This window comes from Janthinobacterium sp. FW305-129, assembly GCF_020858115.1.
Taxonomy (GTDB): domain Bacteria; phylum Pseudomonadota; class Gammaproteobacteria; order Burkholderiales; family Burkholderiaceae_D; genus Janthinobacterium.
Map to the genome: position 1 here is coordinate 243,100 of NZ_JACYMM010000011.1, position 21,154 is coordinate 264,253.

23 protein-coding genes are annotated in these 21,154 nt (G+C 63.6%); 8 read left to right on the top strand and 15 right to left on the bottom strand.

From position 1 onward, the window contains the following. The first annotated feature begins 8 nt into the window (after positions 1-8). From gatA to IGS61_RS22345, 5 genes are all read left to right on the top strand, one after another. Positions 9-1,505: an Asp-tRNA(Asn)/Glu-tRNA(Gln) amidotransferase subunit GatA gene (gene gatA, locus IGS61_RS22325; protein ID WP_230541620.1), complete on the top strand. Its 1,497-nt coding sequence runs from the start codon at positions 9-11 to the stop codon at positions 1,503-1,505. Further along, positions 1,474-3,015 (top strand): Asp-tRNA(Asn)/Glu-tRNA(Gln) amidotransferase subunit GatB, encoded by a 1,542-nt coding sequence (gatB, locus tag IGS61_RS22330; RefSeq protein ID WP_329958083.1) that lies wholly within the window; start codon positions 1,474-1,476, stop codon positions 3,013-3,015. Before gatA ends, gatB begins: the two co-directional genes overlap by 32 nt. A 191-nt stretch (positions 3,016-3,206) precedes the next feature. Then, positions 3,207-3,590 carry a BlaI/MecI/CopY family transcriptional regulator gene (locus IGS61_RS22335; RefSeq protein WP_230541622.1) on the top strand — a complete coding sequence of 128 codons (384 nt, stop codon included), beginning with the start codon at positions 3,207-3,209 and terminating at the stop codon, positions 3,588-3,590. Next, positions 3,587-4,834 (top strand): M56 family metallopeptidase, encoded by a 1,248-nt coding sequence (locus tag IGS61_RS22340; protein WP_230541623.1) that lies wholly within the window; start codon positions 3,587-3,589, stop codon positions 4,832-4,834. Before IGS61_RS22335 ends, IGS61_RS22340 begins: the two co-directional genes overlap by 4 nt. An 84-nt stretch (positions 4,835-4,918) precedes the next feature. Continuing rightward, the gene (locus IGS61_RS22345) at positions 4,919-5,956 is read left to right on the top strand and encodes an oxidoreductase (RefSeq protein ID WP_230541624.1); all 1,038 of its coding nucleotides are present in this window, start codon (positions 4,919-4,921) and stop codon (positions 5,954-5,956) included. Positions 5,957-5,975: 19 nt separating this feature from the next. Here IGS61_RS22345 and IGS61_RS22350 read toward each other — a convergent pair whose 3' ends face one another. The 4 genes from IGS61_RS22350 to IGS61_RS22365 all read right to left on the bottom strand — a co-directional run bounded on the left by IGS61_RS22350 (position 5,976) and on the right by IGS61_RS22365 (position 8,568). Continuing rightward, positions 5,976-6,440 carry a carboxypeptidase-like regulatory domain-containing protein gene (locus tag IGS61_RS22350; RefSeq protein ID WP_230541625.1) on the bottom strand — a complete coding sequence of 155 codons (465 nt, stop codon included), beginning with the start codon at positions 6,438-6,440 and terminating at the stop codon, positions 5,976-5,978. Between the two features lie 59 nt (positions 6,441-6,499). Beyond that, positions 6,500-6,691: a YqaE/Pmp3 family membrane protein gene (locus tag IGS61_RS22355; protein ID WP_230541626.1), complete on the bottom strand. Its 192-nt coding sequence runs from the start codon at positions 6,689-6,691 to the stop codon at positions 6,500-6,502. A 95-nt stretch (positions 6,692-6,786) separates the two neighbouring features. Further along, positions 6,787-7,653 carry an alpha/beta fold hydrolase gene (locus IGS61_RS22360; protein WP_230541627.1) on the bottom strand — a complete coding sequence of 289 codons (867 nt, stop codon included), beginning with the start codon at positions 7,651-7,653 and terminating at the stop codon, positions 6,787-6,789. Positions 7,654-7,674: 21 nt separating this feature from the next. Further along, a complete protein-coding gene (locus tag IGS61_RS22365) occupies positions 7,675-8,568 on the bottom strand; it encodes a LysR substrate-binding domain-containing protein (RefSeq protein WP_070311075.1) in 894 nt (297 codons plus the stop codon). A gap of 125 nt (positions 8,569-8,693) precedes the next feature. Between IGS61_RS22365 and IGS61_RS22370 the strand changes: the two genes are divergently transcribed. After that, positions 8,694-9,437, top strand: a complete 744-nt coding sequence (locus IGS61_RS22370) for a sulfite exporter TauE/SafE family protein (RefSeq protein ID WP_230541628.1) — start codon at positions 8,694-8,696, stop codon at positions 9,435-9,437. After that, positions 9,425-9,679 carry a GNAT family N-acetyltransferase gene (locus tag IGS61_RS22375; RefSeq protein ID WP_230541629.1) on the top strand — a complete coding sequence of 85 codons (255 nt, stop codon included), beginning with the start codon at positions 9,425-9,427 and terminating at the stop codon, positions 9,677-9,679. Before IGS61_RS22370 ends, IGS61_RS22375 begins: the two co-directional genes overlap by 13 nt. Here IGS61_RS22375 and pyrE read toward each other — a convergent pair. Then, a complete protein-coding gene (gene pyrE, locus IGS61_RS22380) occupies positions 9,676-10,338 on the bottom strand; it encodes an orotate phosphoribosyltransferase (protein WP_077399379.1) in 663 nt (220 codons plus the stop codon). The genes IGS61_RS22375 and pyrE overlap by 4 nt on opposite strands. Positions 10,339-10,458: 120 nt before the next feature. Here pyrE and IGS61_RS22385 point away from each other — a divergent pair, with 120 nt between their 5' ends. Beyond that, positions 10,459-11,235 (top strand): exodeoxyribonuclease III, encoded by a 777-nt coding sequence (locus IGS61_RS22385; RefSeq protein ID WP_077399376.1) that lies wholly within the window; start codon positions 10,459-10,461, stop codon positions 11,233-11,235. Positions 11,236-11,241: 6 nt separating this feature from the next. Here IGS61_RS22385 and IGS61_RS22390 read toward each other — a convergent pair whose 3' ends face one another. The 10 genes from IGS61_RS22390 to gshA all read right to left on the bottom strand — a co-directional run bounded on the left by IGS61_RS22390 (position 11,242) and on the right by gshA (position 21,146). Continuing rightward, positions 11,242-12,141 (bottom strand): RluA family pseudouridine synthase, encoded by a 900-nt coding sequence (locus IGS61_RS22390; protein ID WP_230541630.1) that lies wholly within the window; start codon positions 12,139-12,141, stop codon positions 11,242-11,244. 1 nt (position 12,142) lies between these two features. Continuing rightward, on the bottom strand, positions 12,143-13,045 hold the full coding sequence (locus IGS61_RS22395) for a M48 family metallopeptidase (RefSeq protein ID WP_230541631.1): 903 nt from the start codon (positions 13,043-13,045) through the stop codon (positions 12,143-12,145). Continuing rightward, complete coding sequence (locus tag IGS61_RS22400) at positions 13,026-14,285, bottom strand: AmpG family muropeptide MFS transporter (RefSeq protein ID WP_230541632.1); 1,260 nt, start codon at positions 14,283-14,285, stop codon at positions 13,026-13,028. Before IGS61_RS22400 ends, IGS61_RS22395 begins: the two co-directional genes overlap by 20 nt. After that, complete coding sequence (gene metW / locus IGS61_RS22405) at positions 14,285-14,896, bottom strand: methionine biosynthesis protein MetW (protein WP_230541633.1); 612 nt, start codon at positions 14,894-14,896, stop codon at positions 14,285-14,287. The genes IGS61_RS22400 and metW overlap by 1 nt, the downstream gene beginning before the upstream one ends. Continuing rightward, positions 14,893-16,092, bottom strand: coding sequence for a homoserine O-succinyltransferase MetX (metX, locus tag IGS61_RS22410; RefSeq protein WP_268994010.1), 1,200 nt, complete (start codon positions 16,090-16,092; stop codon positions 14,893-14,895). Before metX ends, metW begins: the two co-directional genes overlap by 4 nt. A gap of 133 nt (positions 16,093-16,225) precedes the next feature. Then, the gene (gene ptsP / locus IGS61_RS22415) at positions 16,226-17,968 is read right to left on the bottom strand and encodes a phosphoenolpyruvate--protein phosphotransferase (protein ID WP_230541635.1); all 1,743 of its coding nucleotides are present in this window, start codon (positions 17,966-17,968) and stop codon (positions 16,226-16,228) included. A gap of 44 nt (positions 17,969-18,012) precedes the next feature. Beyond that, positions 18,013-18,282, bottom strand: a complete 270-nt coding sequence (locus IGS61_RS22420) for an HPr family phosphocarrier protein (RefSeq protein ID WP_010393142.1) — start codon at positions 18,280-18,282, stop codon at positions 18,013-18,015. Between the two features lie 92 nt (positions 18,283-18,374). Next, positions 18,375-18,779 (bottom strand): PTS sugar transporter subunit IIA, encoded by a 405-nt coding sequence (locus IGS61_RS22425; protein WP_029496035.1) that lies wholly within the window; start codon positions 18,777-18,779, stop codon positions 18,375-18,377. A 14-nt stretch (positions 18,780-18,793) separates the two neighbouring features. After that, positions 18,794-19,750, bottom strand: coding sequence for a glutathione synthase (gene gshB / locus IGS61_RS22430; protein WP_070289932.1), 957 nt, complete (start codon positions 19,748-19,750; stop codon positions 18,794-18,796). 97 nt (positions 19,751-19,847) lie between these two features. Next, on the bottom strand, positions 19,848-21,146 hold the full coding sequence (gene gshA, locus IGS61_RS22435) for a glutamate--cysteine ligase (RefSeq protein ID WP_230541636.1): 1,299 nt from the start codon (positions 21,144-21,146) through the stop codon (positions 19,848-19,850). Between the last annotated feature and the right edge of the window lie 8 nt (positions 21,147-21,154).

The following is a 21,154-nucleotide window of genomic DNA, read 5'->3' on the forward strand; positions in this document are numbered from 1 at the left end:
GAAACGCCATGCATACAAAATCCATCAAACAGCTGTCCACGCTTTTGCAGAACAAGGAAATTTCCGCCGTTTCACTGGCGACGCATTTCCTCGACCGCATCGAAGCGGACAACTCGAACGCCTTCCTGCACGTCGACCGTGCGCTGACCCTGGCGCAAGCTGCCGACGCCGATGCGCGCATCGCCGCCGGCACGGCCACGCCATTGACGGGCGTGCCGATCGCGCACAAGGACTTGTTCGTCACGAAAGGCTGGCGCACGACGGCCGGCTCGAAAATGCTGGCCAACTACGCCAGCCCGTTTGACGCCACCGTGGTGGAAAAATTCCAGGCGGCCGGCATGGTCACCCTGGGCAAGGTCAACTGCGATGAATTCGCCATGGGTTCCGGCAACGAGAACTCGGCCTTCGGCGCCGTGCGCAATCCGTGGGACAAGACGGCCGTGCCGGGCGGCTCCTCGGGCGGCTCGGCCGCCGCCGTCGCGGCCGGCCTGACGCCAGCGGCCACCGGCACCGATACGGGCGGCTCGATCCGCCAGCCGGCCGCCTTCTGCGGCATCACCGGCATCAAGCCAACCTACGGCCGCGTGTCGCGCTTCGGCATGATCGCCTTTGCCTCGTCGCTGGACCAGGGCGGCCCGATGGCCCGCTCGGCCGAAGACTGCGCCCTGCTGCTAACCGCCATGGCCGGCTTCGACGAGCGCGACTCGACCAGCCTGTCGCCGGAACAGGGCGGCGTGGCGGAAGATTTTTCGCGCGACCTGGAGCTCCCCCTGACGGGATTGCGCATCGGCGTGCCGCGCGAGTACTTCGGCGAGGGCCTGGCCAAAGATGTGGAAGCGGCCGTGCGCGGCGCGCTGGCGCAGTATGAAAAGCTGGGCGCCACCCTGGTCGACATCTCGCTGCCCAACACGGCCCTGTCGATTCCCGCCTACTACATGATCGCGCCAGCCGAAGCGTCGTCGAACCTGTCGCGCTACGACGGCGTACGCTACGGCCACCGCGCCACCGAGTACAAGGACTTGCAGGATATGTACAAGAAGTCGCGCGCGCAGGGCTTCGGCCCGGAAGTACAGCGCCGCATCATGGTCGGCACCTATGTGCTGTGCCACGGCTACTACGACGCCTACTACCTGAAGGCGCAAAAAATCCGCCGCCTGATCGCGCAGGATTTCGAGGCCGTGCTGAATGGCCCGAACGCCGTCTGCGACGTCATCATGGGCCCCGTCGCGCCGACCGTCGCGTGGGACCTGGGCGACAAGACGGACGACCCGGTAGCGAACTACCTGGCCGACATCTACACCCTGTCGACCAGCCTGGCCGGCCTGCCCGGCATGTCGATACCATGTGGTTTCGGCGCAGGAGAAAAGAATGGCAAGCGCCCTGTCGGCCTGCAAATCATCGGCAACTACTTTGGCGAAGCGAAGCTGCTGAACGTGGCCCACCAATTCCAGCAAGTGACGGACTGGCATACGCGTGCTCCAGGCAACGCAACGGCCGGCATCTAAGAACAAACGCGCCGCCACTGGCGGCGCCACCAAATTAAGCGAGAACACTATGCAATGGGAAGTCGTCATCGGTCTTGAGAACCACGTGCAGCTCACGACCGAATCCAAAATTTTCAGCGGTTCGCCGATCAAGTACGGCGCCGAAGCCAACACGCAGGCCAGCCCCGTCGATCTGGCGCTGCCCGGCGTGCTGCCGGTGATGAACAAGCAAGCCGTCGACCGCGCCATCCGCTTCGGCCTGGCCGTGGGCGCCACCGTGGCGCCGCACTCGGTCTTCGCGCGTAAAAACTATTTTTATCCCGATTCGCCCAAGGGCTACCAGATCAGCCAGTTCGAGGACCCCGTCGTCATCGGCGGCGCCCTGACCTTCGGCTATGAAAAGGATGGCGAATTCGTCACCAAGACGGTGAACCTGACACGCGCCCACCTGGAGGAAGACGCCGGCAAATCGCTGCACGAAGACTACGCGGGCATGAGCGGCATCGACTTGAACCGCGCCGGCACGCCGCTGCTGGAAATCGTCTCGGAGCCGGAAATCCGCAGCGCCGCCGAAGCCGTGGCCTACGCCAAGGCCCTGCACTCGCTGGTCATGTGGCTGGGCGTCTGCGACGGCAACATGCAGGAAGGCTCGTTCCGCTGCGACGTCAACGTTTCCGTGCGCCCCGTCGGCCAGAAGGAATTCGGCACCCGCTGCGAGATCAAGAACCTGAACTCCTTCCGCTTCATCGAAGAAGCCGTGCACGTCGAAGTGCGCCGCCAGATCGAGCTGATCGAAGACGGCGGCAAGGTCGTGCAGGCAACGCGTTTGTACGACCCGGACCGCAAGGAAACGCGCGAAATGCGCAGCAAGGAAGACGCCCAGGATTACCGCTACTTCCCGGACCCTGATCTGCCGCCGCTGGTCATCTCGCAAGCGTGGATCGATACCGTCAAGGCCTCGATGCCGGAACTGCCGGCCGCCATGCGCGCCCGTTTCATCAGCGAATACGCGCTGCCGGACTACGACGCGCTGGTGCTGACGCAGTCGAAAGCGATGGCCACCTACTTCGTCGCCGTGGTCGAGAAGGCCGGCAAGGAAAACGCCAAGGCCGCCGCCAACTGGCTGATGGGCGACGTATCGTCGACCCTGAACCGCGAAGGCGTGGACCTGGACGAGGCGCCCGTCTCCGCCGCGCAGCTGGCGGCCATGCTCAAGCGCATCGCCGACGGCACGATCTCGAACAAGGCGGCAAAAGAAGTCTTCGCCGGCATGTGGGAAGCGAAGTCCAGCGACGAGCACCTGGTCGACGCCATCATCGACGCCAAGGGCTTGAAGCAGATCTCGGACTCGGGCGCCCTGGAAGCCATCGTCGATGAAGTACTGGCGGCGAACGCCAAGTCGGTGGAGCAGTACCGCGCCGGCAAGGAAGCGGCGATCAACGCGCTGATCGGCCAGGCCATGAAAGCGTCCAAGGGCAAGGCCAATCCGGCCCAGCTGACGGAACTGCTGAAGGCCAAGCTGGCGGGATAATTTTCACTCGCCCCAAAAAAAAGACGCTGCGGCGTCTTTTTTTTCGTCTAAACGATCCGCGCATAAACAAGTTTGTCTAGCTTCTATCCCTTGCCTGAAAGACGTTTATGCGGCTTTGAAAATTAAAGTATACATTTTTGTCTACAAGGTTTAATCTAGCCTTATTGAATTTCAGGCAAGAGGAAAACAGCATGGCCAAGACGCACGACATCCCGAAACCGACGGCAGCCGAACTCGATCTGCTGCAGGCGCTGTGGCCGCTGGGCGCCGCCACGGCCAAGCAGGTGCACGAGGCGATGGCGCTGGCCAAGCCGGCCATCACGTATGGCACGGTGCTGCGCCTGATGCAGATCATGCACGGCAAGGGCTTGCTGATCCGCGACGAAAGCCAGCGTTCGCACGTGTATGCGCCGGCCCAGGCGCAGGACAGCCTGCAAACGAATTTGCTCAAGGAATTGATGCAGAAGGCCTTTGCCGGTTCGGCCAAGGCGCTGGTGCTGGCGGCGCTGCGCACGGGCGTGTCGCGCGCCGAACGCGAGGAAATCGAAAAAATGCTCAAGGACGATCTGTCATGAGCGGCTTCGTGCCGGCGCTCGGCTGGACCCTGCTGCACTTCCTGTGGCAAGGGCTGCTGATCGGCTGCGCCACGGCGCTGGCGTGGGGGGCCTTGCGCAATGCACGTCCGGAGGCGCGCTACGCCGTCGGTTGCGGCGCCCTGTTGGCCTGCCTGGCATGGCCGGCGGCGGGCTTGTATCTGCGCCTGGCCGGGGCCGATGCCACGGGCGCCCTGTTCTCCAGCGCCTTGCTGCCCGCCGCCCTGCTGGCACCCGACAGCCTGCCAGACCTGGACCTGCTGCTGCGCGCCGTCGTCGGTGCATGGGCCTTGTGCGCCGCCGTGCTGGCCGTGCGCATGGCACTGGGCATGCTGTGGATAGCGCGCAGCGCCAGCAAGAACGGGGCCACGCATGCCCTCTGGCAAACGCGCTTGTCGGGCATGGCGCACGATGCCGGCGTGACGCGGCCCGTGCGGCTGCGCGTGCTCGACAACATCGCCAGTCCGCTCACGGCCGGCATCTGGCGCCCCATGGTGCTGGTGCCCGCGGCGCTGCTCACCGGCATGCCGCCGCACCTGCTCGATGCGCTGCTGGCGCATGAACTGGCGCATATCCGGCGCCACGATTATCTGCTCAACCTGCTGCAAAACGCCATCGAGGCGCTGCTGTTCTTCCACCCGGCCGTCTGGTGGATTTCACGCGGCGTGCGCCTCGAACGCGAACACATTGCAGACGATTTCGCAGCAAGACAACTGGGCGAACCGCGGCGTCTGGCTCTTGCACTCTCGGAACTGGAACGTCTCCAGTTCTCAACCCACCACCTGGCCCAGGCGGCCAACGGAGGAGATCTCATGTCACGTATCAAACGATTGCTGCGCCCCGCACCACAAGCCCTGAACTGGAAGGCGGCGGTGCCGCTGCTGGCATTGGCCGGCGCCTGCCTCGGCATCTACGGCCAGGCCGTCGCCGCCGACAGCGCACCCGTGCTGGAGCGCCGCCCCGTCATCGACTTTGGCGTGTGCGGCAAACCGGTCTACCCGGCCGCATCGCTGCAGGCGAAGGAAACGGGCACGGTCGACATGTCCTTTGATGTCGACGCCACCGGCAAGGTCCAAGGGTCGAGCGTGGTCAAGAGCAGCGGCCATCCGGCCCTCGACGAAGCGGCGCGCACTGGCATCGCCAAGTGCACGTTCAAGCCGGCCCTCGCTGGCGGCAAGCCTGTCAGCGCCAGCGTCAAGGTGCAATACGTCTGGCGCCTGAACTAATGTCTGCGCGGCGGCAGGCAGCAGCGCTGCCGCCGCCGCTTGCGGGTATGATCATGGATTCTTCCACGCACCTGTGAACCCGCCATGAACAAGATCAAAACCGGCCTCGTCGGCTACGGCTTTGCCGGCTCCACCTTCCACGCTCCCGTCCTGTCCACCATCGATGCCCTGGAACTGGCGGCCGTCGCCTCCAGCAAGCCGGAGCTCGTGCACAAGGATTGGCCGCACGCGACCGTGTATGCGGATGCGGCGCAACTGTTTGCCGATCCGTCCATCGAGCTGGTCGTCATCGCCGCGCCCAACGAGGCGCATTTCAGCCTGGCGCAAGCGGCCCTGCAGGCGGGCAAACACGTGGTGGTCGACAAGCCCTTCACCATTTCCAGCGTTGAAGCACAGAGCCTGATCGCGCTGGCGAAAGAGCGCCAGCTGGTGCTCAGCGTGTATCACAACCGGCGCTGGGATGGCGACTTCCTGACCCTGAAAGCGCTGCTGGCACAAGGCACCCTGGGGCGCATCGCCAGCGTCGAATCGCACTTCGACCGTTTCCGCCCCGAGATCCGCCAGCGCTGGCGCGAATCCGGCGCGCCGGGCGGCGGCTTGCTGTACGACCTGGGGCCGCACATGCTGGACCAGGCCATGCAGCTGTTCGGCAAGCCGGAAAAGCTGTATGCCGATATCGTCCTGCAGCGCGATGGCGCGCAAGCCGTCGACTACATGCACATCGTTCTGTATTACGAGCGGCTGCGCGTGGTGCTGCAAGCCGGCTGCCTGGTGAAGGCGCCGACGGCGCGCTTCGCCGTGCATGGAGACCGGGGCAGCTTCGTGAAATTCGGCCTCGATCCGCAGGAAGATGCCCTGAAGGCGGGCGGCAGGCCGGGCCAGCCCGGCTGGGGCGTGGACCCCGTGCGCGGCGCGCTGCACCTGGGCACGCAGCCGGACGGCCATTGCGAACACCTCGAGATGCAGGCGGGCCGCTACCAGGACTTTTACCAGGGCATGGCCGACGCCATCCGCCATGGCGCAGCGGCGCCCGTGGCGGCCGAGGATGCGGCAGCGACGATACGCCTGATCGAACTGGCGCTGCAAAGCGCTGCCGAAGGGCGCGTGCTCGCGGTCAGCTGATCGGGCTGCCGTCGCCGCATCAAGGCCGGCCCTGGTTCGTTCCCGCCGGCCAGACCAGTTCCACGCGTGCGGAACTGCCCGCCTTGACCTGCACCTTGCGTTCCAGCGTCTTGCCGGCCAGGGTGGCGCGCAGGCTGTAGCTTCCCGGCGGCAGTTTCGCCAGCAGGAACGGGCCGCTGGCCGTCGTGTCCAGCACCGGAGCGCCCTTGGCGTCGCGTATGTCCAGCTTCACGTCGGAGGCAAATTCCGCCTTGCCCGCCGCTTGCACGGAAAACACCAGGCTCAAGGGCCAATGCCGGCTGGCGCTCTTGATGGCCGTCGACTCCTCGAGACCGATGCCGCCGCTCAGGTACTCCACCGCCCCGCTCTTCTGCACGGGCGGCAGTGCGCCGTCGGTTTGCGCCTGCGCCGCACTTCCCAGCAACAACCCGGCGGCCAGCATTGCCGCCGCCAGGGTCAAGGTACCGCGTCTGTCTGGTGCCATCTCACTCTCCTCGTGTTGGTTGAATCAAGATAGGAAGCGCAGCTTAGGCCAGCCTTAGCTTAGCGCCGGCGCATGGCCTCGGCGATCTTCTGGTCCGTCTTGAACTGGCTCAGCGAATACACGGCCCAGATCGTCGCTGGCAGCCAGCCGATCAAGGTAATCTGCAGTATCAGGCAAATGATGCCGGCAATGGGGCGGCCGATGGTAAAAAAGGTCAGCCACGGCAGTAACAGGGCAATCAGCAAGCGCATCGTTCGTTCCTTGAGTAAACCCCTGTGCCGCGGGGACCGGGCCGGCATGCGCCGACGGTAAATTCAGTGAATCCGATTATAGCGATACCTGGCCCTCAAGCCTGCACGGGTGCCAGCAGTTTCTCCATCCAGGCCAGGATGGCGGCAAAGATCGCCTCGCGGTTCACTTCATTGAAGTTCTCGTGATAGTTGGCCGGGTAAAAATGGTAGTCGAGCAAGCCATCGGGCACGCTGCGCAGCAGGCTTTCCGTGGCGCGGCTATCGGCCAGCTTGTCGTCGCCCGCCACCACGGCGAACAAGGGGAAACGCCAGCCCGACAAGCCGCCCGCCAGCGCCTTTTGCGCCGACGTCAGCGCATGGGCGAAGCGCACCGACGCGGCACTGGCACGGATGCCGTCGCGCTCATCCTGGAAGTGGCGCGCGGTGATGGTTTGATCGTGCGTGAGCAGCATGGTCAAGTTGCCCAATGGCACTTTCATCGTGGGGAAGCGCTGCGCCAGCCAGCCGGACAGCATCTGCAGCACCTTCGGCACGGGAATCGCATTCACATAATACGGCGATGAGATGATGAAGCCTTTGATCGCCGGGTCGCCCGCAAAACGGCGCAAGCCCAGGTGGGTGGCGATCAGGCCGCCCATGGAATGGCCCATGACGAAGATCGGTACGCCCGGATACGCCTGCTTGACCCAGGCGAGGAACAGTTCTTCATCGTCGAGGAAGGCCTCGAACGAGGGAATATCGACCTTGCGCTGGCCGTCGTGGCCCACCATGTCGAAGCTGACGGTGGCGATGCCGTGCTGGCGAAAATACAGCGCCGGCGTGACGTAGTCGCCCGCATGCGCCATGCCGCCGTGGATCGCCAGGATCACGGCGCGAGGATGCTCGGGCTGCCAGATGTGGATGGGCCGCTCGACCTGGTCGCTGCACCGCAGGCTGGCCATCTTGTCTTCTGAAAAACGCATCGCTGCTCCTGTCATGCCCTGTCACGCCTTCAGGTGATCGATCAACTGGCGCGCATACAGGGGTAATTCACTGAACTGGCGCACGCAAATCGTCAGATTGCGTACCGACCAGGGATCGGATAATTCCAGGCAGCGCAGCGCCATCGTCTGCTGGCAGCGGCTGGCAGCTGCCAACGGCACCACGCTGATGCCCACGCCGCTGGCCACCATGCGGCAGACGGCATCGAAGCTGCGCAGGCGCACGCGCACCTTCAACGGGCGGCCCAGGCGCGCGGCATGCATGCCCAGGTACTGCTGCATCGCGCTGTCGTCGGCCAGGCCGATGAAATCGTGATCCAGCACGCTGGCAAAGTCGACGACGCCGTCCTGGCCCAAGGCACGGTGGTGCACGCCGTCGGCCGCCGCGATCACCACCAGCCGGTCGGGGCGGAACAAAAACGTCTGCAAGCCGCGCATGTCGACCGAGTCGGAAACGATGCCCATGTCGGCCAGCCCTTCCGCGACGGCCTTGACGATATCGTAACTGAGACGCTCTTCCAGGTCGATGGTCAGGTTCGGGTGGCGGTCGAGAAAAGCACCGAGCGCCTCGGGCAGGAATTCGCTGAGCGCTGCCGTATTGCACAGCAGCCGCAACTGCCCTTTCAAGCCGCGCGCAAATTCACCCAGTTCGCCGCGCATTTTCTCCATTTGCAGCAATACCAGGCGCGCGTGATGCAGCAAAGTCTGTCCCACGGGGGTCGGTTCCACGCCGCGCCGGCCCCGCAGCAGCAAGGGCATGCCCAGCATCTCTTCCATGCCGCGCACGCGCGCGCTGCTGGAGGCCAAGGCGAGATGGCTGCGCGCGGCGCCCGCCGTCAGGCTGCCCGCCTCCACCACGTTGACGAACAGCTGCAAATCGACCAGATCAAAGCGCATGGCGGCTCTCCTTTTCGCCATCTTACCAGCCTTCGTATTTTACTGAGGCTGACTCAAAATAATCCACCTTGGCGAAACCGCCCAGCGCGCGCAGAATTCACGCAAAATCAGTGTGGAATAGAAAAATGGAGACGTCATACCTGCTGGCCGTCGGCGCCAGCTTCCTCGTCGCTGGCTTCGTCAAAGGCGTAGTCGGATTGGGCTTGCCGACGGTGGCCATGGGCACGCTCAGCCTCGTCATGCCGCCCGTGCAGGCGGCAGCCCTGCTGATCGTGCCGTCGATGGTGACGAATATCTGGCAACTGGCGGCCGGCCCCGGCCTGCGCGCGCTGCTGCGCCGTTTGTGGCCCATGCTGACCGCCGTCATGGCCGGCACCGTGGCGGGCGGCGCCCTGCTGCCGGCCGACAGCGGGACCTTGGCCGTCGTCGCGCTGGGCGTGGCGCTGATGCTGTATGCGCTGGCGGGCCTGTTCTCGCTGCAGTTGCGCGTGCCGGCGCGGCATGAAGCGTGGCTGGGGCTCATGGCAGGCGCGGTGACGGGCCTGGTGACGGCCGCCACGGGCGTGTTCGTGATCCCCGCCGTGCCGTATCTGCAGGGACTGGGGCTGGCGCGCGATGCGCTGGTGCAGGCCCTGGGCCTGGCGTTTACGGCATCGACCGTGGCGCTGGCGGCCAGCCTGGCCCTGCACGGCGACTTCAGCCTCGGTGCGGCCGGCGCATCGGCGTATGCGCTGCTGCCGGCGCTGGCCGGCATGCTGGCCGGTCAATGGCTGCGCGGGCGCATCGCGCAGCACGTGTTCAGGCGATGCTTTTTTGTCGGCCTGTTCGCCCTGGGCCTGCATGCGGCGCTCAAACCATGGCTGGCGTGATGCGGATAGACTGGCAAGGGGACGGCGCGCTGTGCGCGTGGATCGACGGCCAGCAGGTGGCCATGCTCGATATCAGCAGACATGCGGATGAAGTGACGGTGAACATGCTGTTCGTGAAACCGCCGTTCCGGCGGCGCGGCATCGGCGGCGCGCTGCTGCGCCAGCTGCTGCAATGCCACCCGCAAGCCGGCGCCGCCTGCAGCGACCCGCGGTTGCGGGCGCTGCTGGAAAAGACGACTTAAATACCGTAGCGCGTGCGGTACGCGGAAACGGCATCCTTATATTGGAGCAGTTCCGGATCGGCGCCAGCGCCGTTCAGATAGCCGAACAAGTCGTCCAGGTTGCCGATCGAGATGACGGGAATGCCGTACTGTTTCGACACTTCCTGCACCGCCGAACTTGGCGACAGCTGGCCGTCCGGGCCCGAACGCTCCATGCGGTCCAGGGCGATCAGCACGGCGCATGGCTCGGCGCCAGCGGCGCGGATCATGTCCACCGATTCGCGTACCGAGGTGCCGGCCGAGATCACATCGTCAATAATGACAACTTTGCCATGCAGCTTGGCGCCGACGATGGTGCCGCCTTCGCCATGGTCCTTGGCTTCCTTGCGGTTGAAGGCGAACGAGGTGTTGCGGCCCTTGCCGGCCAGCGCCACGGCGGTGGCCGACGCCAGGGTGATGCCCTTGTAGGCGGGCCCGAACAGCATGTCGAATTCGACGCCCGAGTCGAGCAGGGTCTGCGCGTAGAACTGCGCCAGCTCGGCCAGAGTGGCGCCGTCATGGAACAGGCCCGCATTGAAGAAGTACGGCGACTGGCGTCCGGCCTTGGTGGTGAACTCGCCAAACCGCAAGACTCCCTTGGATACTGAAAACGCGATAAACTGCTGGCGTAAATTATTCACATTAGCCTCATTTTTTAAAAGTGCCTGTATTTTAATCCGCGCGCAGCGGCGAGACAATCGCCATGCCGCGCCCGCCGGCCCCGTCCAGCGCCGCTGGCGCTCACCATTGACTCTCGACCTATGCCAAAAATTATCTCCGCCAACCTGAACGGCATCCGCTCCGCCGCCAAAAAAGGCTTTTTCAACTGGATGGGCACGCAAACGGCCGATTTCATCTGCGTGCAGGAATTGAAGGCGCAACTGCCCGACATGACGCCGGAATTCCTCAACCCGCACGGCTATCATGGCCATTTCCACTATGCCGAGAAAAAAGGCTATTCCGGCACGGGCGTGTACAGCAAGGTGGAGCCGGACGCCGTGCATATCGGCTTCGGCAGCCCTGAATTCGATGCCGAAGGACGCTATGTACGGTGTGATTTTGGCAACCTGTCCGTCATTTCCGTGTACTGCCCCTCCGGCTCGTCCGGCCCGGAGCGCCAGGAAGCCAAGTTCCGCTTCATGGAGCTGTTCCTGCCGCACCTGCTGGAATTGAAGGCGCTGGGCCGCGAAGTGGTCATCTGCGGCGACTGGAACATCGCCCACCACGAAATCGACCTGAAAAACTGGAAGGGCAACAAGAAGAATTCCGGCTTCCTGCCAGAGGAACGCGCATGGCTGACGCGCGTCTTCGATGAAGTGGGCTTCGTCGACGTGCACCGCGGCCTGGACAAGCGCGAAGACCAGTACACCTGGTGGAGCAACCGCGGACAAGCCTACGCGAAGAACGTGGGCTGGCGCATCGATTACCACGTCGCCACGCCAGGCATCGCCGCCCAGGCGCATACGGTCAGCGTCTACAAGGACGAGCGTTTTTCCGATCACGCGCCTTTGATCATCGATTACACGCTCAAGGCATAAGCACCGCTACAGGCTGCGCCGGCTTTCAAAGTGGCGCGGCTCGCCCGTCAATGGATCCGTGAAATCGATGGCGCGCGCCAGCAGCTGCAAGGGCTGCGACATGTCGTCTTCCTTGCACGGCAGCGCCACCGGGTAAAACGCATCGTTGACGATGGGGATGCCCAGCGAGGCCAGATGCACGCGCAGCTGGTGCTTGCGGCCCGTGTGCGGCTGCAGCCGGTACAAGACCACATCGCCGCGCTCTTCGATCACGTCGATGACGGTTTCCGAATTCGGCTCGCCCGCCTCCTCGCGCATGAGGAAAAACTGCTCGCCTTCAACCATGCGGCTGCGGTAGGTAAACGGGAAATCGCGGCCCGCCAGCACGGGCGCCAGCGCCTCGTACGTCTTGCGCACTTCGCGGCGCTGGAACAGCGTTTGATACGCGCCCCGGCTGGCTATCTGGCGCGAAAAAATCACCACGCCGGCCGTCTCGCGGTCAAGGCGGTGGATCGGCGTCAGGTCGGCGCAATCCAGTTTTTTCTTCAGGCGCGTCAGCAGGGTCTCCTGCACGAAGCGCCCGCCCGGCGTCATGGGCAGGAAATGCGGCTTGTCGACCACGACCAGATGCTCATCCTGGAACAGGATCTCTTCCTGGAAGGGGATCGGCGTCTCGCGCTCCAGCTCGCGGTAGTAAAAAATGCGCATGCCGCGCCGGTATGCGCTGTCGGGCCCCAGCGCGGCGCCGTCGCCATCGACCACTTCGCCGCGCGCCATGCGGTCCAGCCATTGCGCGGCACTGATCTGCGGATAGCGTTCGATCAGGAAGGTGAGCATGTCCGGCCACTGCCCCTCCGGCAACCACAGATAGCTGGGCGCCACGCCGTCGCGCATGGGCAAGGGAGCGGCGGCGTGACGGGACGACATCCTAGCGCTGCGCGATGGCGTTGCTGCGGTACGGCGGCAAGGCATCCACGCTGACGCCCTTGCTGCGCGCGTACAAGGGCAGCACTTGCGCCATGTGGCTGTTCATCTGCGAGATGCGGTCCTTGCCCGATGGGTGCGTCGAGAGGAATTCGGGCGGCGCGCCCGCGCTTACTGCCGCCATTTTCTGCCACAGCACCACGCCGGCGCGCGGGTCGAAACCGGCGCGCGCGGCCAGGTCCATGCCGATCAGGTCCGCCTCGCGTTCATCATCGCGCGAAAACTTCAGCATCACGCCCTTGGCCGCCATATTCGTGGCGGTGCTGGTCAGATTCGGATCGACGCCGAGCCAGGCCGACAGGCCCGCGCCGGCCAGCTTGGCGCCGACGGCGGCCAGGTTGCCCTTGCCGGCCTGCGCCTGCGAGTGTTCGCGCAAGGCGTGCGAAATTTCATGGCCCATGACGATGGCGACTTCGTCGTCCGTCAGATTCAGCTTGGTGATGATGCCGCTGTAAAAAGCGATCTGCCCGCCCGGCATGCAAAAGGCGTTGACCTCGTCCGAGTTGAGCAGGTTGACCTGCCAGTTCCAGCTGGCCGCCGCCTCGTTCCAGCGCGTCGCAAACGGGATGATGCGCTGGGCGATGGCGCGCAGGCGTTTGACCTGCGGATCTCTGTCGGGCACCAGCGCATTTTTTTCCTTCGCCTCGTTGACCAGCTGCGTATATTGCTGCTTCGACTGTGCATTGAAATCGGCGCCGCCGGCAAAGATGCGCGAAGTCGACAAGGGACGCACCTCGATGCCATCCTGTACCGTCGCCTGCTGGGCGTGGACGGACAGGGGCGCCAGCGCGGTGGCCGCGCACAGGCTGGCCAGGATGGTGTAACGTTTAAGGGATATTGGTGCCATTGGCAGACCTCCATGGAGCGATTTTAGGCAGCATCATCATGGCCGGGAAGGCCAGGAAGAAGCACACGATGAAAAACGAGAACCAGCCCAATTCCGCGACCAGAAAACCCACCGAGGCATTGATCAGGGTGCGCGGCACGGCGCTCAGGCTGGAAAACAGGGCATATTGCGTGGCCGTGTAGCGCGGGTCCGTGCTGCGCGACAGGAACGCGACAAAGGCGGCCGCGCCCAGGCCCAGGCTGGCGAACGCTTCAAAACCGATCACAGCACTCAATAACATGGTGTTCGGCCCCACCTGCGCCAGCCAGGCGAAACCGAGAATGGCGATCGCCTGCAGCGCGCCGAATACCCACAGGCCCCGGTTGATGCCCAGCTTGAGCATCCACACGCCACCCACCACGCCGCCGGCCAGGCTGGCCCAGAAACCCGTGGTATTGGCGGCCAGGCCGATCTGCGTCATGGAAAAACCCAGGTCCAGATAAAACTTCGTCGCCAGCGCCGTCGCCATGCTGTCGCCTATCTTGTAGAGTAATACGAAAGCGAGTATCCACATTGCGTTACGCCAACCATCGCGCGCGATGAATTCCTGGAACGGCAAAATAATCGCTTCGCGCATGGTCTTCGGCGGCGAGCCGTACACGGTGGGTTCCTTGATAAGCAAAGTGCACACGAGGCCCGGCAGCATGAAGGCGGCCGTGATCCAGAAGACGGGCTGCCACGGCATGCGGTCGGCCAGGATCAGCGACAGCGCGCCCGGCACCATGCCCGCCACTTTATACGCGTTGACGATGACGGCGGCGCCCAGGCCCTGCTCGTTATCGGACAGGATTTCGCGCCGGTAGGCGTCGATGACGATGTCCTGGCTGGCCGACAGAAAGGCGACCCCGCCGGCAGCGGCCGCGATCAGGCCGATCTGCGTGAGCGGGTCCAGCATGCCCATGCCGCCGATGGAAAAGAACAGCGCCACTTGCGTGGCCGCCATCCAGCCGCGCCGGCGCCCCAGTCCCAGGATGCGGTAGCGGTCCATCAGGGGCGCCCACAGGAATTTCCAGATGTAGGGGAACTGCACCAGGGCGAACAGCCCCAGCGCCTTGACGTTCAAGCCCGACTTGGCCAGCCATGCCTGCAGCAGGTACAGCAGAATGAACAGGGGCAGGCCGGAACTGAAGCCCAGCACCAGCACGGCCAGCATGCGGCCATTGGCATAGGAACGCCAGCCAGGCGCCGGGCTTGTGGTCATCAATGCACCGCTTTTTTACGCAGGCGGAAGACGGCCAGGTCGCCGCGCAGGTTCGGCAGCACGGAGACCATCTTGCCTTCGGCCAGGGCCACGCAGTCGATCACTTCCAGGCCGCATTCTTCGGCCAGTTCGCGGAAGTCGTTGATGGTGGCGCAGCGCACGTTGGGCGTGTCGTACCACTGGTAAGGCAGCGACTTCGACACGGGCATGCGGCCTTTCAGCAATGCCACGCGGTGCGGCCAGTAGGCGAAGTTGGGGAACGAGACGATGGCCTCGGCGCCCACGCGCACGATGTCGCGCAGCAGCGGCTCGACCTGCTTCATCATCTGCAGCGACGACAGGCACAACACCGTATCGAAACTGTTGTCGCCAAAGATGGCCAGGCCCTTTTCCATGTCCTGCTGGATCACATTGACGCCGCGCAAAGTACTGGCCAATACCTTGTCGTCGGCGATCTCGATGCCATAGCCGCTGCATTCCTTGTCGCTTTGCAGGTACTGCAGCATCACGCCTTCGCCGCAGCCCACGTCCAGCACATGCGCGTTCTTCGGCACCCAGTGGGCGATGAAGGCCAGGTCGGGGCGCAGCGCGCTCAATTCGTCAAAAGTCATGCTGTCTCCTTCGCGCCCTGGCGGACGGCGGTGTTCTTTACTGCGGCGGGCGCGCCCACGTTGATGTCATTCCATACCTGGCCATAATAAGCACGCACCATGTTCATATAGCGCGCATCTTCCAGCAGGAAGGCGTCGTGGCCGTGCGGCGCGTCGATTTCGGCATAGGTCACCTGGCGGCGGTTGCACACCAGCGCTTCGACGATTTCGCGGCTGCGCTCGGGCGAGAAGCGCCAGTCGGTGGAAAACGAGGCGAGGAAGAATTTGGCCTTGGTGCCCGACAGGGCCTTGGCCAGGTCGCCGCCATGCGCGCGCGCCGGGTCGAAGTAGTCGAGCGCCTTGGTAATGAGCAGATAGGTGTTCGCGTCGAAGTATTCGGAGAACTTGTCGCCCTGGTAGCGCAGATACGATTCGATCTCGAAATCGATGCCGAAGCCGAATTTGTAGTCGCCCGTCTGCGCCGCATCGCGCAGCTTGCGGCCGAATTTTTCGGCCATGTCATCGTTCGACAGATACGTGATGTGGCCCACCATGCGCGCCACGCGCAAACCGTTCTTCGGCACCACGCCGTGCGCATAAAAGTCGCCGCCACGATAATCGGGGTCGGACAGGATGGCCTGGCGCGCCACGTCGTTGAAGGCGATGTTTTGCGCCGACAGCTTGGCCGTCGAGGCGATCACCACGCAGTGGCGCAGCCGTTCTGGGAACATGATGCTCCACGCCAGCGCCTGCATGCCGCCCAAAGACCCCCCCATCACGGCGGCGAACTGGGCGATGCCCAGTTCATCGGCCAGGCGCGCCTGCGCGCTGACCCAGTCTTCCACCGTCACGACAGGAAAGCTGGCGCCATACGGCTTGCCGGTGGCGGGATTGGTGTGCATGGGGCCCGTCGAGCCGAAGCAGGAGCCAAGGTTGTTGACGCCGATGACGAAGAATTTGTCCGTGTCGAGCGGCTTGCCGGGACCGACCATATTGTCCCACCAGCCCGTGCTTTTCGGCTCGTCCGCGTAGACGCCGGCCACGTGGTGCGAGGCGTTCAGGGCGTGGCAGACCAGCACCGCGTTCGATTTGTCGGCGTTCAGGGTGCCGTAGGTTTCATACATCAACATATAGTCCCGCAGCGATGCGCCGCTTTGCAGCTGCAGGGGTTGCGCAAAACACATAGTTTGCGGCGAAACGATTCCAATGGATGACATGTGTGTCGGTTTATAAAAGGGAGGCGGCCCCACGGGCCATGGTCGATGCAGCACCGCGATGATAGGTGCTGCAACTTTAACATCAGGACACCTCTTGCCGCGCGCGAGGTGTCCTGATGCTTAAGGTGACAGTTTACATGAGCTGCAACTGTTGTACGGCTTCCGCGATCACATTTGGTTCCATCGAACGCATAATTTTGCGCATTTGTGGTGCGATCAGGCCCAGGTCGCTGTTGAGGATCTCTTGCTTGACCGCCAACAGTTGTGCCGGATGCATGGAAAACTCGCGCAAACCCATGCCCAGCAGCAAGCGCGTGAGCTTCACGTCGCCCGCCATCTCGCCGCAGACGGCCACGTCGATGCCCGCCTTGTGGCCGGCCGCGATCGTCATGGAGATCAGTTGCAGCACGGCCGGATGCAGCGGATTGTACAAATGCGCCACTTCGTAGTCGACCCGGTCGATGGCCAGGGTGTACTGGATCAGGTCATTCGTGCCGATCGACAGGAAATCCATGCGCTTGACGAACATCGGCAGCGCCAGCGCGGCGGCCGGAATCTCGATCATGGCGCCCACTTCCACGGCATCGTCGAACTTGACGCCCTCCTCGCGCAGGCTGGCCTTCGCTTGCGCGATCATGGCCAGCGACTGGTCGATCTCGAAGGCATGTGCCAGCATCGGGATCAGGATGCGCACCTTGCCAAAGGCGGAAGCGCGCAAAATCGCGCGCAGCTGCGTCAGGAACAATTGCGGCTCGGCCAGGCAGTAACGGATCGCGCGCAAGCCCAGGGCGGGATTCAAGGCCGTATGGTCGGACTGGTCGAGCGGCTTGTCGGCGCCGATGTCGAGCGTGCGGATGGTCACCACGCGCCCTTTCATCGACTGCACCGTGTTGCGGTAAGCCTCGAACTGCTCGTCCTCGGTGGGAATCTTGTGGGCGCGGCCCATGAACAGGAATTCGGAGCGGAACAGGCCCACGCCGCTGGCGCCCGACTCCAGCGCAAACGCGCAATCCTCGGGCAATTCGATATTCGCCAGCAGGGTGACGGGCGTGCCGCATTTGGTCACGGCCGGCGTCTTTTTCAGCTTGCCCAGCTTCTTGCGCGCGCGCTGCATGGCCACCTGGCGCTCGCGGTACTGCTCCAGCACCAGCGCGCTGGGGTTGGCGATGACCACGCCGGCGTCGCCATCGATGATCAGCCAGTCGTCCTGCTCGATCAGCATCGACGCCTGCGACATGCCGACGGCGGCGGGTATATCGAGGCTGCGCGCGACGATGGCTGTGTGCGAGTTCTGTCCGCCCACGTCGGTGATGAAGCCGATGAAGGAGCGGTCGCGAAATTGCAGCATGTCGGCCGGAGAGATGTCGTGCGCGACGACGATCATCTGCGCCACCAATTCATCCGCGGTGGCCGCCTTCGGCAGCAGCTGTTCCGTGCCCAGCAAGACCTTCAGCACGCGTTCCGCCACTTGCTGGATGTCGGCCTTGCGTTCGCGCAAATACGGGTCTTCGATTTCGTCGAACTGCGCCGATAATTCATCAATTTGCGTCAACAGCGCCCATTCGGCGTTGTAATGGCGCGAACGGATGATGTCGAGCGGCGCTTCGGCGATCATCGGGTCGGACAGGATCAGCGCATGCACGTCGATGAACGCGCCCAGTTCCGTGGGGGCATCCTTGGGCAGCTCGTTCCACAGGGTTTGCAGCTCCTTGTGGACGGTGGCGATGGCGTTTTGCAAACGCTGGACTTCGGCTTCGATCTGTTCCTGGGCGACCAGGTAGTGTTTGACGTCAAGGGCGGCCGGCGCCAGCAGATGCGCGCGGCCAATGGCGATACCGCGGGAAACCGGGATGCCGTGGAGCGTGAAAGATGCCATGGGGTGACCTGTCGGAATGCGGCTGCGGCTGCGTTCGGCGGGCATTACTCGCCTTCGCCAAACCTGTCATTAATCAGGGCGGTGAGCGCATCGACACATGCCTGCTCATCATCGCCCTCGGCTTCCAGGGTCACTTTCGCGCCCTTGCCGGCGGCCAGCATCATCACGCCCATGATGGACTTGGCGTTGATGCGGCGCGCGTTGCGGGTCAGCCAGACGTCGCTCTTGAACTTGGCGGCGAGCTGGGTAAATTTGGCGGAGGCGCGTGCGTGCAGTCCCAGCTTGTTGATGATTTCGAGTTCTTTTTGAATCATTTTTGTATGGTCTCTATCCCTGAATGCGCTACGCTGATGACAATCTTGGCCTATAAAACCCGCCGCCTTCAGGGCGGCGGCCATGCATTTCCTTATTCGCCCACGCGGATGCGGTTATCGACGCGCACGGCGCCGCTTTGCGCACCGGCCAGCGCCATCTCCACCACCACGTCGAGCGTGTCGCGGCGATACGTGATGGCGCGCAGCAACATCGGCAGACTGATGCCGGCGATGACTTCCACGCGGCCCGCATCGGCCAGCTTGTTGCAGCAGTTCGACGGCGTGCCGCCCTTCACGTCGGTAATCACCAGCACGCCGGAGCCGTCATCAAGGCGGCAGATGGCTTCGGAGGCCAGCTTTTGCACTTCCGCCAGGTCCTGGTCGGCGACGACGTCGATGGCTTCAAAACGTTCTGTTGGCCCGCGAAACACATGCGCGCAGGCGGCGATGAAGGCCTGTCCCAGCGGTGCATGTGTCATGAGCAAAATCCCTACCATAGTCATTTCACCTTCTAGCGCTGCTGCGCTTGCGCAACGCCATGCTCGACGGCATCGACAAACATGGCAGCCACGTCAAAACCTGTCTGCTGCATGATTTCCTGGAAGCAAGTCGGGCTGGTGACATTGACTTCCGTCAGATAGTCGCCGATCACGTCCAATCCTACCAGCATCAGGCCCCGCGCGGCCAGGATCGGGCCCAGCTTTTCTGCGATTTCCAGGTCGCGCGCCGTCAATGGCTGCGCCACGCCCGTGCCGCCGGCCGCCAGGTTGCCCCGTACTTCGCCCGCCTGCGGGATGCGCGCCAGCGAAAACGGCACCGGCTTGCCGCCGATGACGAGGATGCGCTTGTCGCCCTTGACGATGTCGGCGATGAAACGCTGCGCCATGATCGTCTGCGCGCCGTTTTCGCTCAAGGTCTCGATGATGGCGCCCAGGTTCAGTCCATCGGCCTTGACGCGGAAGATGCCCGTGCCGCCCATGCCGTCGAGCGGCTTGAAGATGACGTCCTGGTGCTTGGCGTGGAAGGCGCGCAGGCGCGCTTCATCCGACGTCACCAGGGTCGGCGAGGTGAATTCGGAAAACTGGGCAATGGCCAGCTTTTCATTGTTGTCGCGGATGGCGGACGGCTTGTTGAAGACGTGCGCGCCCTGCTTTTCCGCCAGTTCCAGCAAATACGTGCCGTACACATATTCCATGTCGAACGGCGGGTCCTTGCGCTCGATGATGGCGTCCAGGGCGGACAGGCGCACTTCCTCGGTGGAAACGACCTTGTACCAGTCGTGTTCGTCGCCAGTCAGCGCGATGTGTTTGACCCGTGCCGTGACGATGCCTTCTTCCAGCGCCATATCCTTCTGCTCGAAGGCGTACACGGCGTGGCCGCGTTTGGCCGCCTCGCGCATCATGGCGAAGGTGGAATCTTTGTAAGTCTTGAAGCCTGCCAGCGGGTCGGCAAGGAATGCAATTTTCATGGTGCGTCCAATCGGGGAGCCTGGATAAGGAATGCTTGATTCTAGCCGAGATCGCCAAGCGCAGTGGTCACCGCGCCCGGCGAGCCGCAGGGCGGGATCAATACACCTCGGGATTCGGGTCCGTGCGCTCCATTTCCAGCGACGCGGCCAGCAAGGCCAGGCGCGCCACCACGCCATACACATAGAAGCGGTTCGGCGCGGCCGTGCCCGGCTTGGCCTTCAAGTCCGGCACGGCATGCTGCTGGGCAAACGCCAGCGGCACGTACTGCGAGCCGGGCGCATTCAGGTTCTGGTCCACGCCCTTCTCCGCGTGCACGCGGTAGAAACCGCCCACCACATAGCGGTCGATCATGTAGACGACCGGCTCGGCGACGGCATCCTTGATGCTTTCAAACGTGGGCACGCCTTCCTGGATGATCACGTCCGTGACGACCTTGCCGTCCTTGACGATGGACATCCTGTCGCGCTGCTTGCGCGACAGGTCGCGCACTTCGCTGGCGTCGCGTACCGTCATGATACCCGTGCCATACGTGCCCGCATCGGGCTTGACGATGACGAAGGGCTTTTCCTTGATGCCATATTCCTTGTATTTCTTGCGTATCTTGGCCAGCAGCACGTCCACGCTGGCAGCCAGCGCGTCTTCGCCCTCGCCTTCCTGGAAGTTGACGTCGCTGCACTTGGCGTGGAAGGGATTGAGCATCCACGGATCGACATCGATCATCTTGCCGAATTTTTTCACCACTTCATCGTAAGCCGTGTAGTGGTTGCTCTTGCGGCGCAAGGCCCAGCCCGCATGCAAGGGCGGCAGCAAGCTTTGTTCATGGATGTTTTGCAAGATATCGGGGATGCCGTCTGACAAGTCGTTATTCAGCAAGATCGTGCACGGGTCGAAATCCTTCAAGCCCAGGCGGCGGCCATTGTTCAGGCGCACGAGGGGCTCGATGACGAGCATGTTGCCATCTGGCAACGCCAAGGGTGTCGGCTGGGTAATCTCGGGCGACCACGAACCGAAGCGCACGTGCAGCCCCGTCTGGCGGAAGATCTGCATCAGGCGCGCCACGTTCTGCAGGTATTGCGGCGTGGTGTTGTGCAATTCCGGCACGATCAGCAGGTTGCGGGCGTCCGGGCAATACTTGTCGATGGCGGCCATGGCCGCCTGCACGGACAGGGGCAGCATTTCCGTGGCCAGGTTATGAAAGCCGCCAGGGAACAGATTGGTATCGACGGGCGCCAGCTTGTAGCCGGCATTGCGCAAGTCTACCGAGCAATAGAAGGGCGGCGTGTGTTCTTGCCACTCCATGCGGAACCAGCGCTCAATGGCCGGCGTCGCGGCCAGAATCTTTTTTTCGAGGTCGAGCAGCGGTCCGGTCAGGGCCGTGACGAGATGGGGAACCATAGTTACAT

Coding starts and splice junctions, on each gene's coding strand:
- gatA (WP_230541620.1), top strand. CDS start 9: ATGCATACAAAATCCATCAAACAGCTGTCCACGCTTTTGCAGAACAAG.
- IGS61_RS22335 (WP_230541622.1), top strand. CDS start 3,207: ATGGCCAAGACGCACGACATCCCGAAACCGACGGCAGCCGAACTCGAT.
- IGS61_RS22340 (WP_230541623.1), top strand. CDS start 3,587: ATGAGCGGCTTCGTGCCGGCGCTCGGCTGGACCCTGCTGCACTTCCTG.
- IGS61_RS22345 (WP_230541624.1), top strand. CDS start 4,919: ATGAACAAGATCAAAACCGGCCTCGTCGGCTACGGCTTTGCCGGCTCC.
- IGS61_RS22350 (WP_230541625.1), bottom strand. CDS start 6,440: ATGGCACCAGACAGACGCGGTACCTTGACCCTGGCGGCGGCAATGCTG.
- IGS61_RS22355 (WP_230541626.1), bottom strand. CDS start 6,691: ATGCGCTTGCTGATTGCCCTGTTACTGCCGTGGCTGACCTTTTTTACC.
- IGS61_RS22360 (WP_230541627.1), bottom strand. CDS start 7,653: ATGCGTTTTTCAGAAGACAAGATGGCCAGCCTGCGGTGCAGCGACCAG.
- IGS61_RS22365 (WP_070311075.1), bottom strand. CDS start 8,568: ATGCGCTTTGATCTGGTCGATTTGCAGCTGTTCGTCAACGTGGTGGAG.
- IGS61_RS22370 (WP_230541628.1), top strand. CDS start 8,694: ATGGAGACGTCATACCTGCTGGCCGTCGGCGCCAGCTTCCTCGTCGCT.
- IGS61_RS22375 (WP_230541629.1), top strand. CDS start 9,425: ATGGCTGGCGTGATGCGGATAGACTGGCAAGGGGACGGCGCGCTGTGC.
- IGS61_RS22385 (WP_077399376.1), top strand. CDS start 10,459: ATGCCAAAAATTATCTCCGCCAACCTGAACGGCATCCGCTCCGCCGCC.
- IGS61_RS22390 (WP_230541630.1), bottom strand. CDS start 12,141: ATGTCGTCCCGTCACGCCGCCGCTCCCTTGCCCATGCGCGACGGCGTG.
- IGS61_RS22395 (WP_230541631.1), bottom strand. CDS start 13,045: ATGGCACCAATATCCCTTAAACGTTACACCATCCTGGCCAGCCTGTGC.
- IGS61_RS22400 (WP_230541632.1), bottom strand. CDS start 14,285: ATGACCACAAGCCCGGCGCCTGGCTGGCGTTCCTATGCCAATGGCCGC.
- metW (WP_230541633.1), bottom strand. CDS start 14,896: ATGACTTTTGACGAATTGAGCGCGCTGCGCCCCGACCTGGCCTTCATC.
- metX (WP_268994010.1), bottom strand. CDS start 16,092: ATGTCATCCATTGGAATCGTTTCGCCGCAAACTATGTGTTTTGCGCAA.
- ptsP (WP_230541635.1), bottom strand. CDS start 17,968: ATGGCATCTTTCACGCTCCACGGCATCCCGGTTTCCCGCGGTATCGCC.
- IGS61_RS22420 (WP_010393142.1), bottom strand. CDS start 18,282: ATGATTCAAAAAGAACTCGAAATCATCAACAAGCTGGGACTGCACGCA.
- IGS61_RS22425 (WP_029496035.1), bottom strand. CDS start 18,779: ATGGTAGGGATTTTGCTCATGACACATGCACCGCTGGGACAGGCCTTC.
- gshB (WP_070289932.1), bottom strand. CDS start 19,750: ATGAAAATTGCATTCCTTGCCGACCCGCTGGCAGGCTTCAAGACTTAC.
- gshA (WP_230541636.1), bottom strand. CDS start 21,146: ATGGTTCCCCATCTCGTCACGGCCCTGACCGGACCGCTGCTCGACCTC.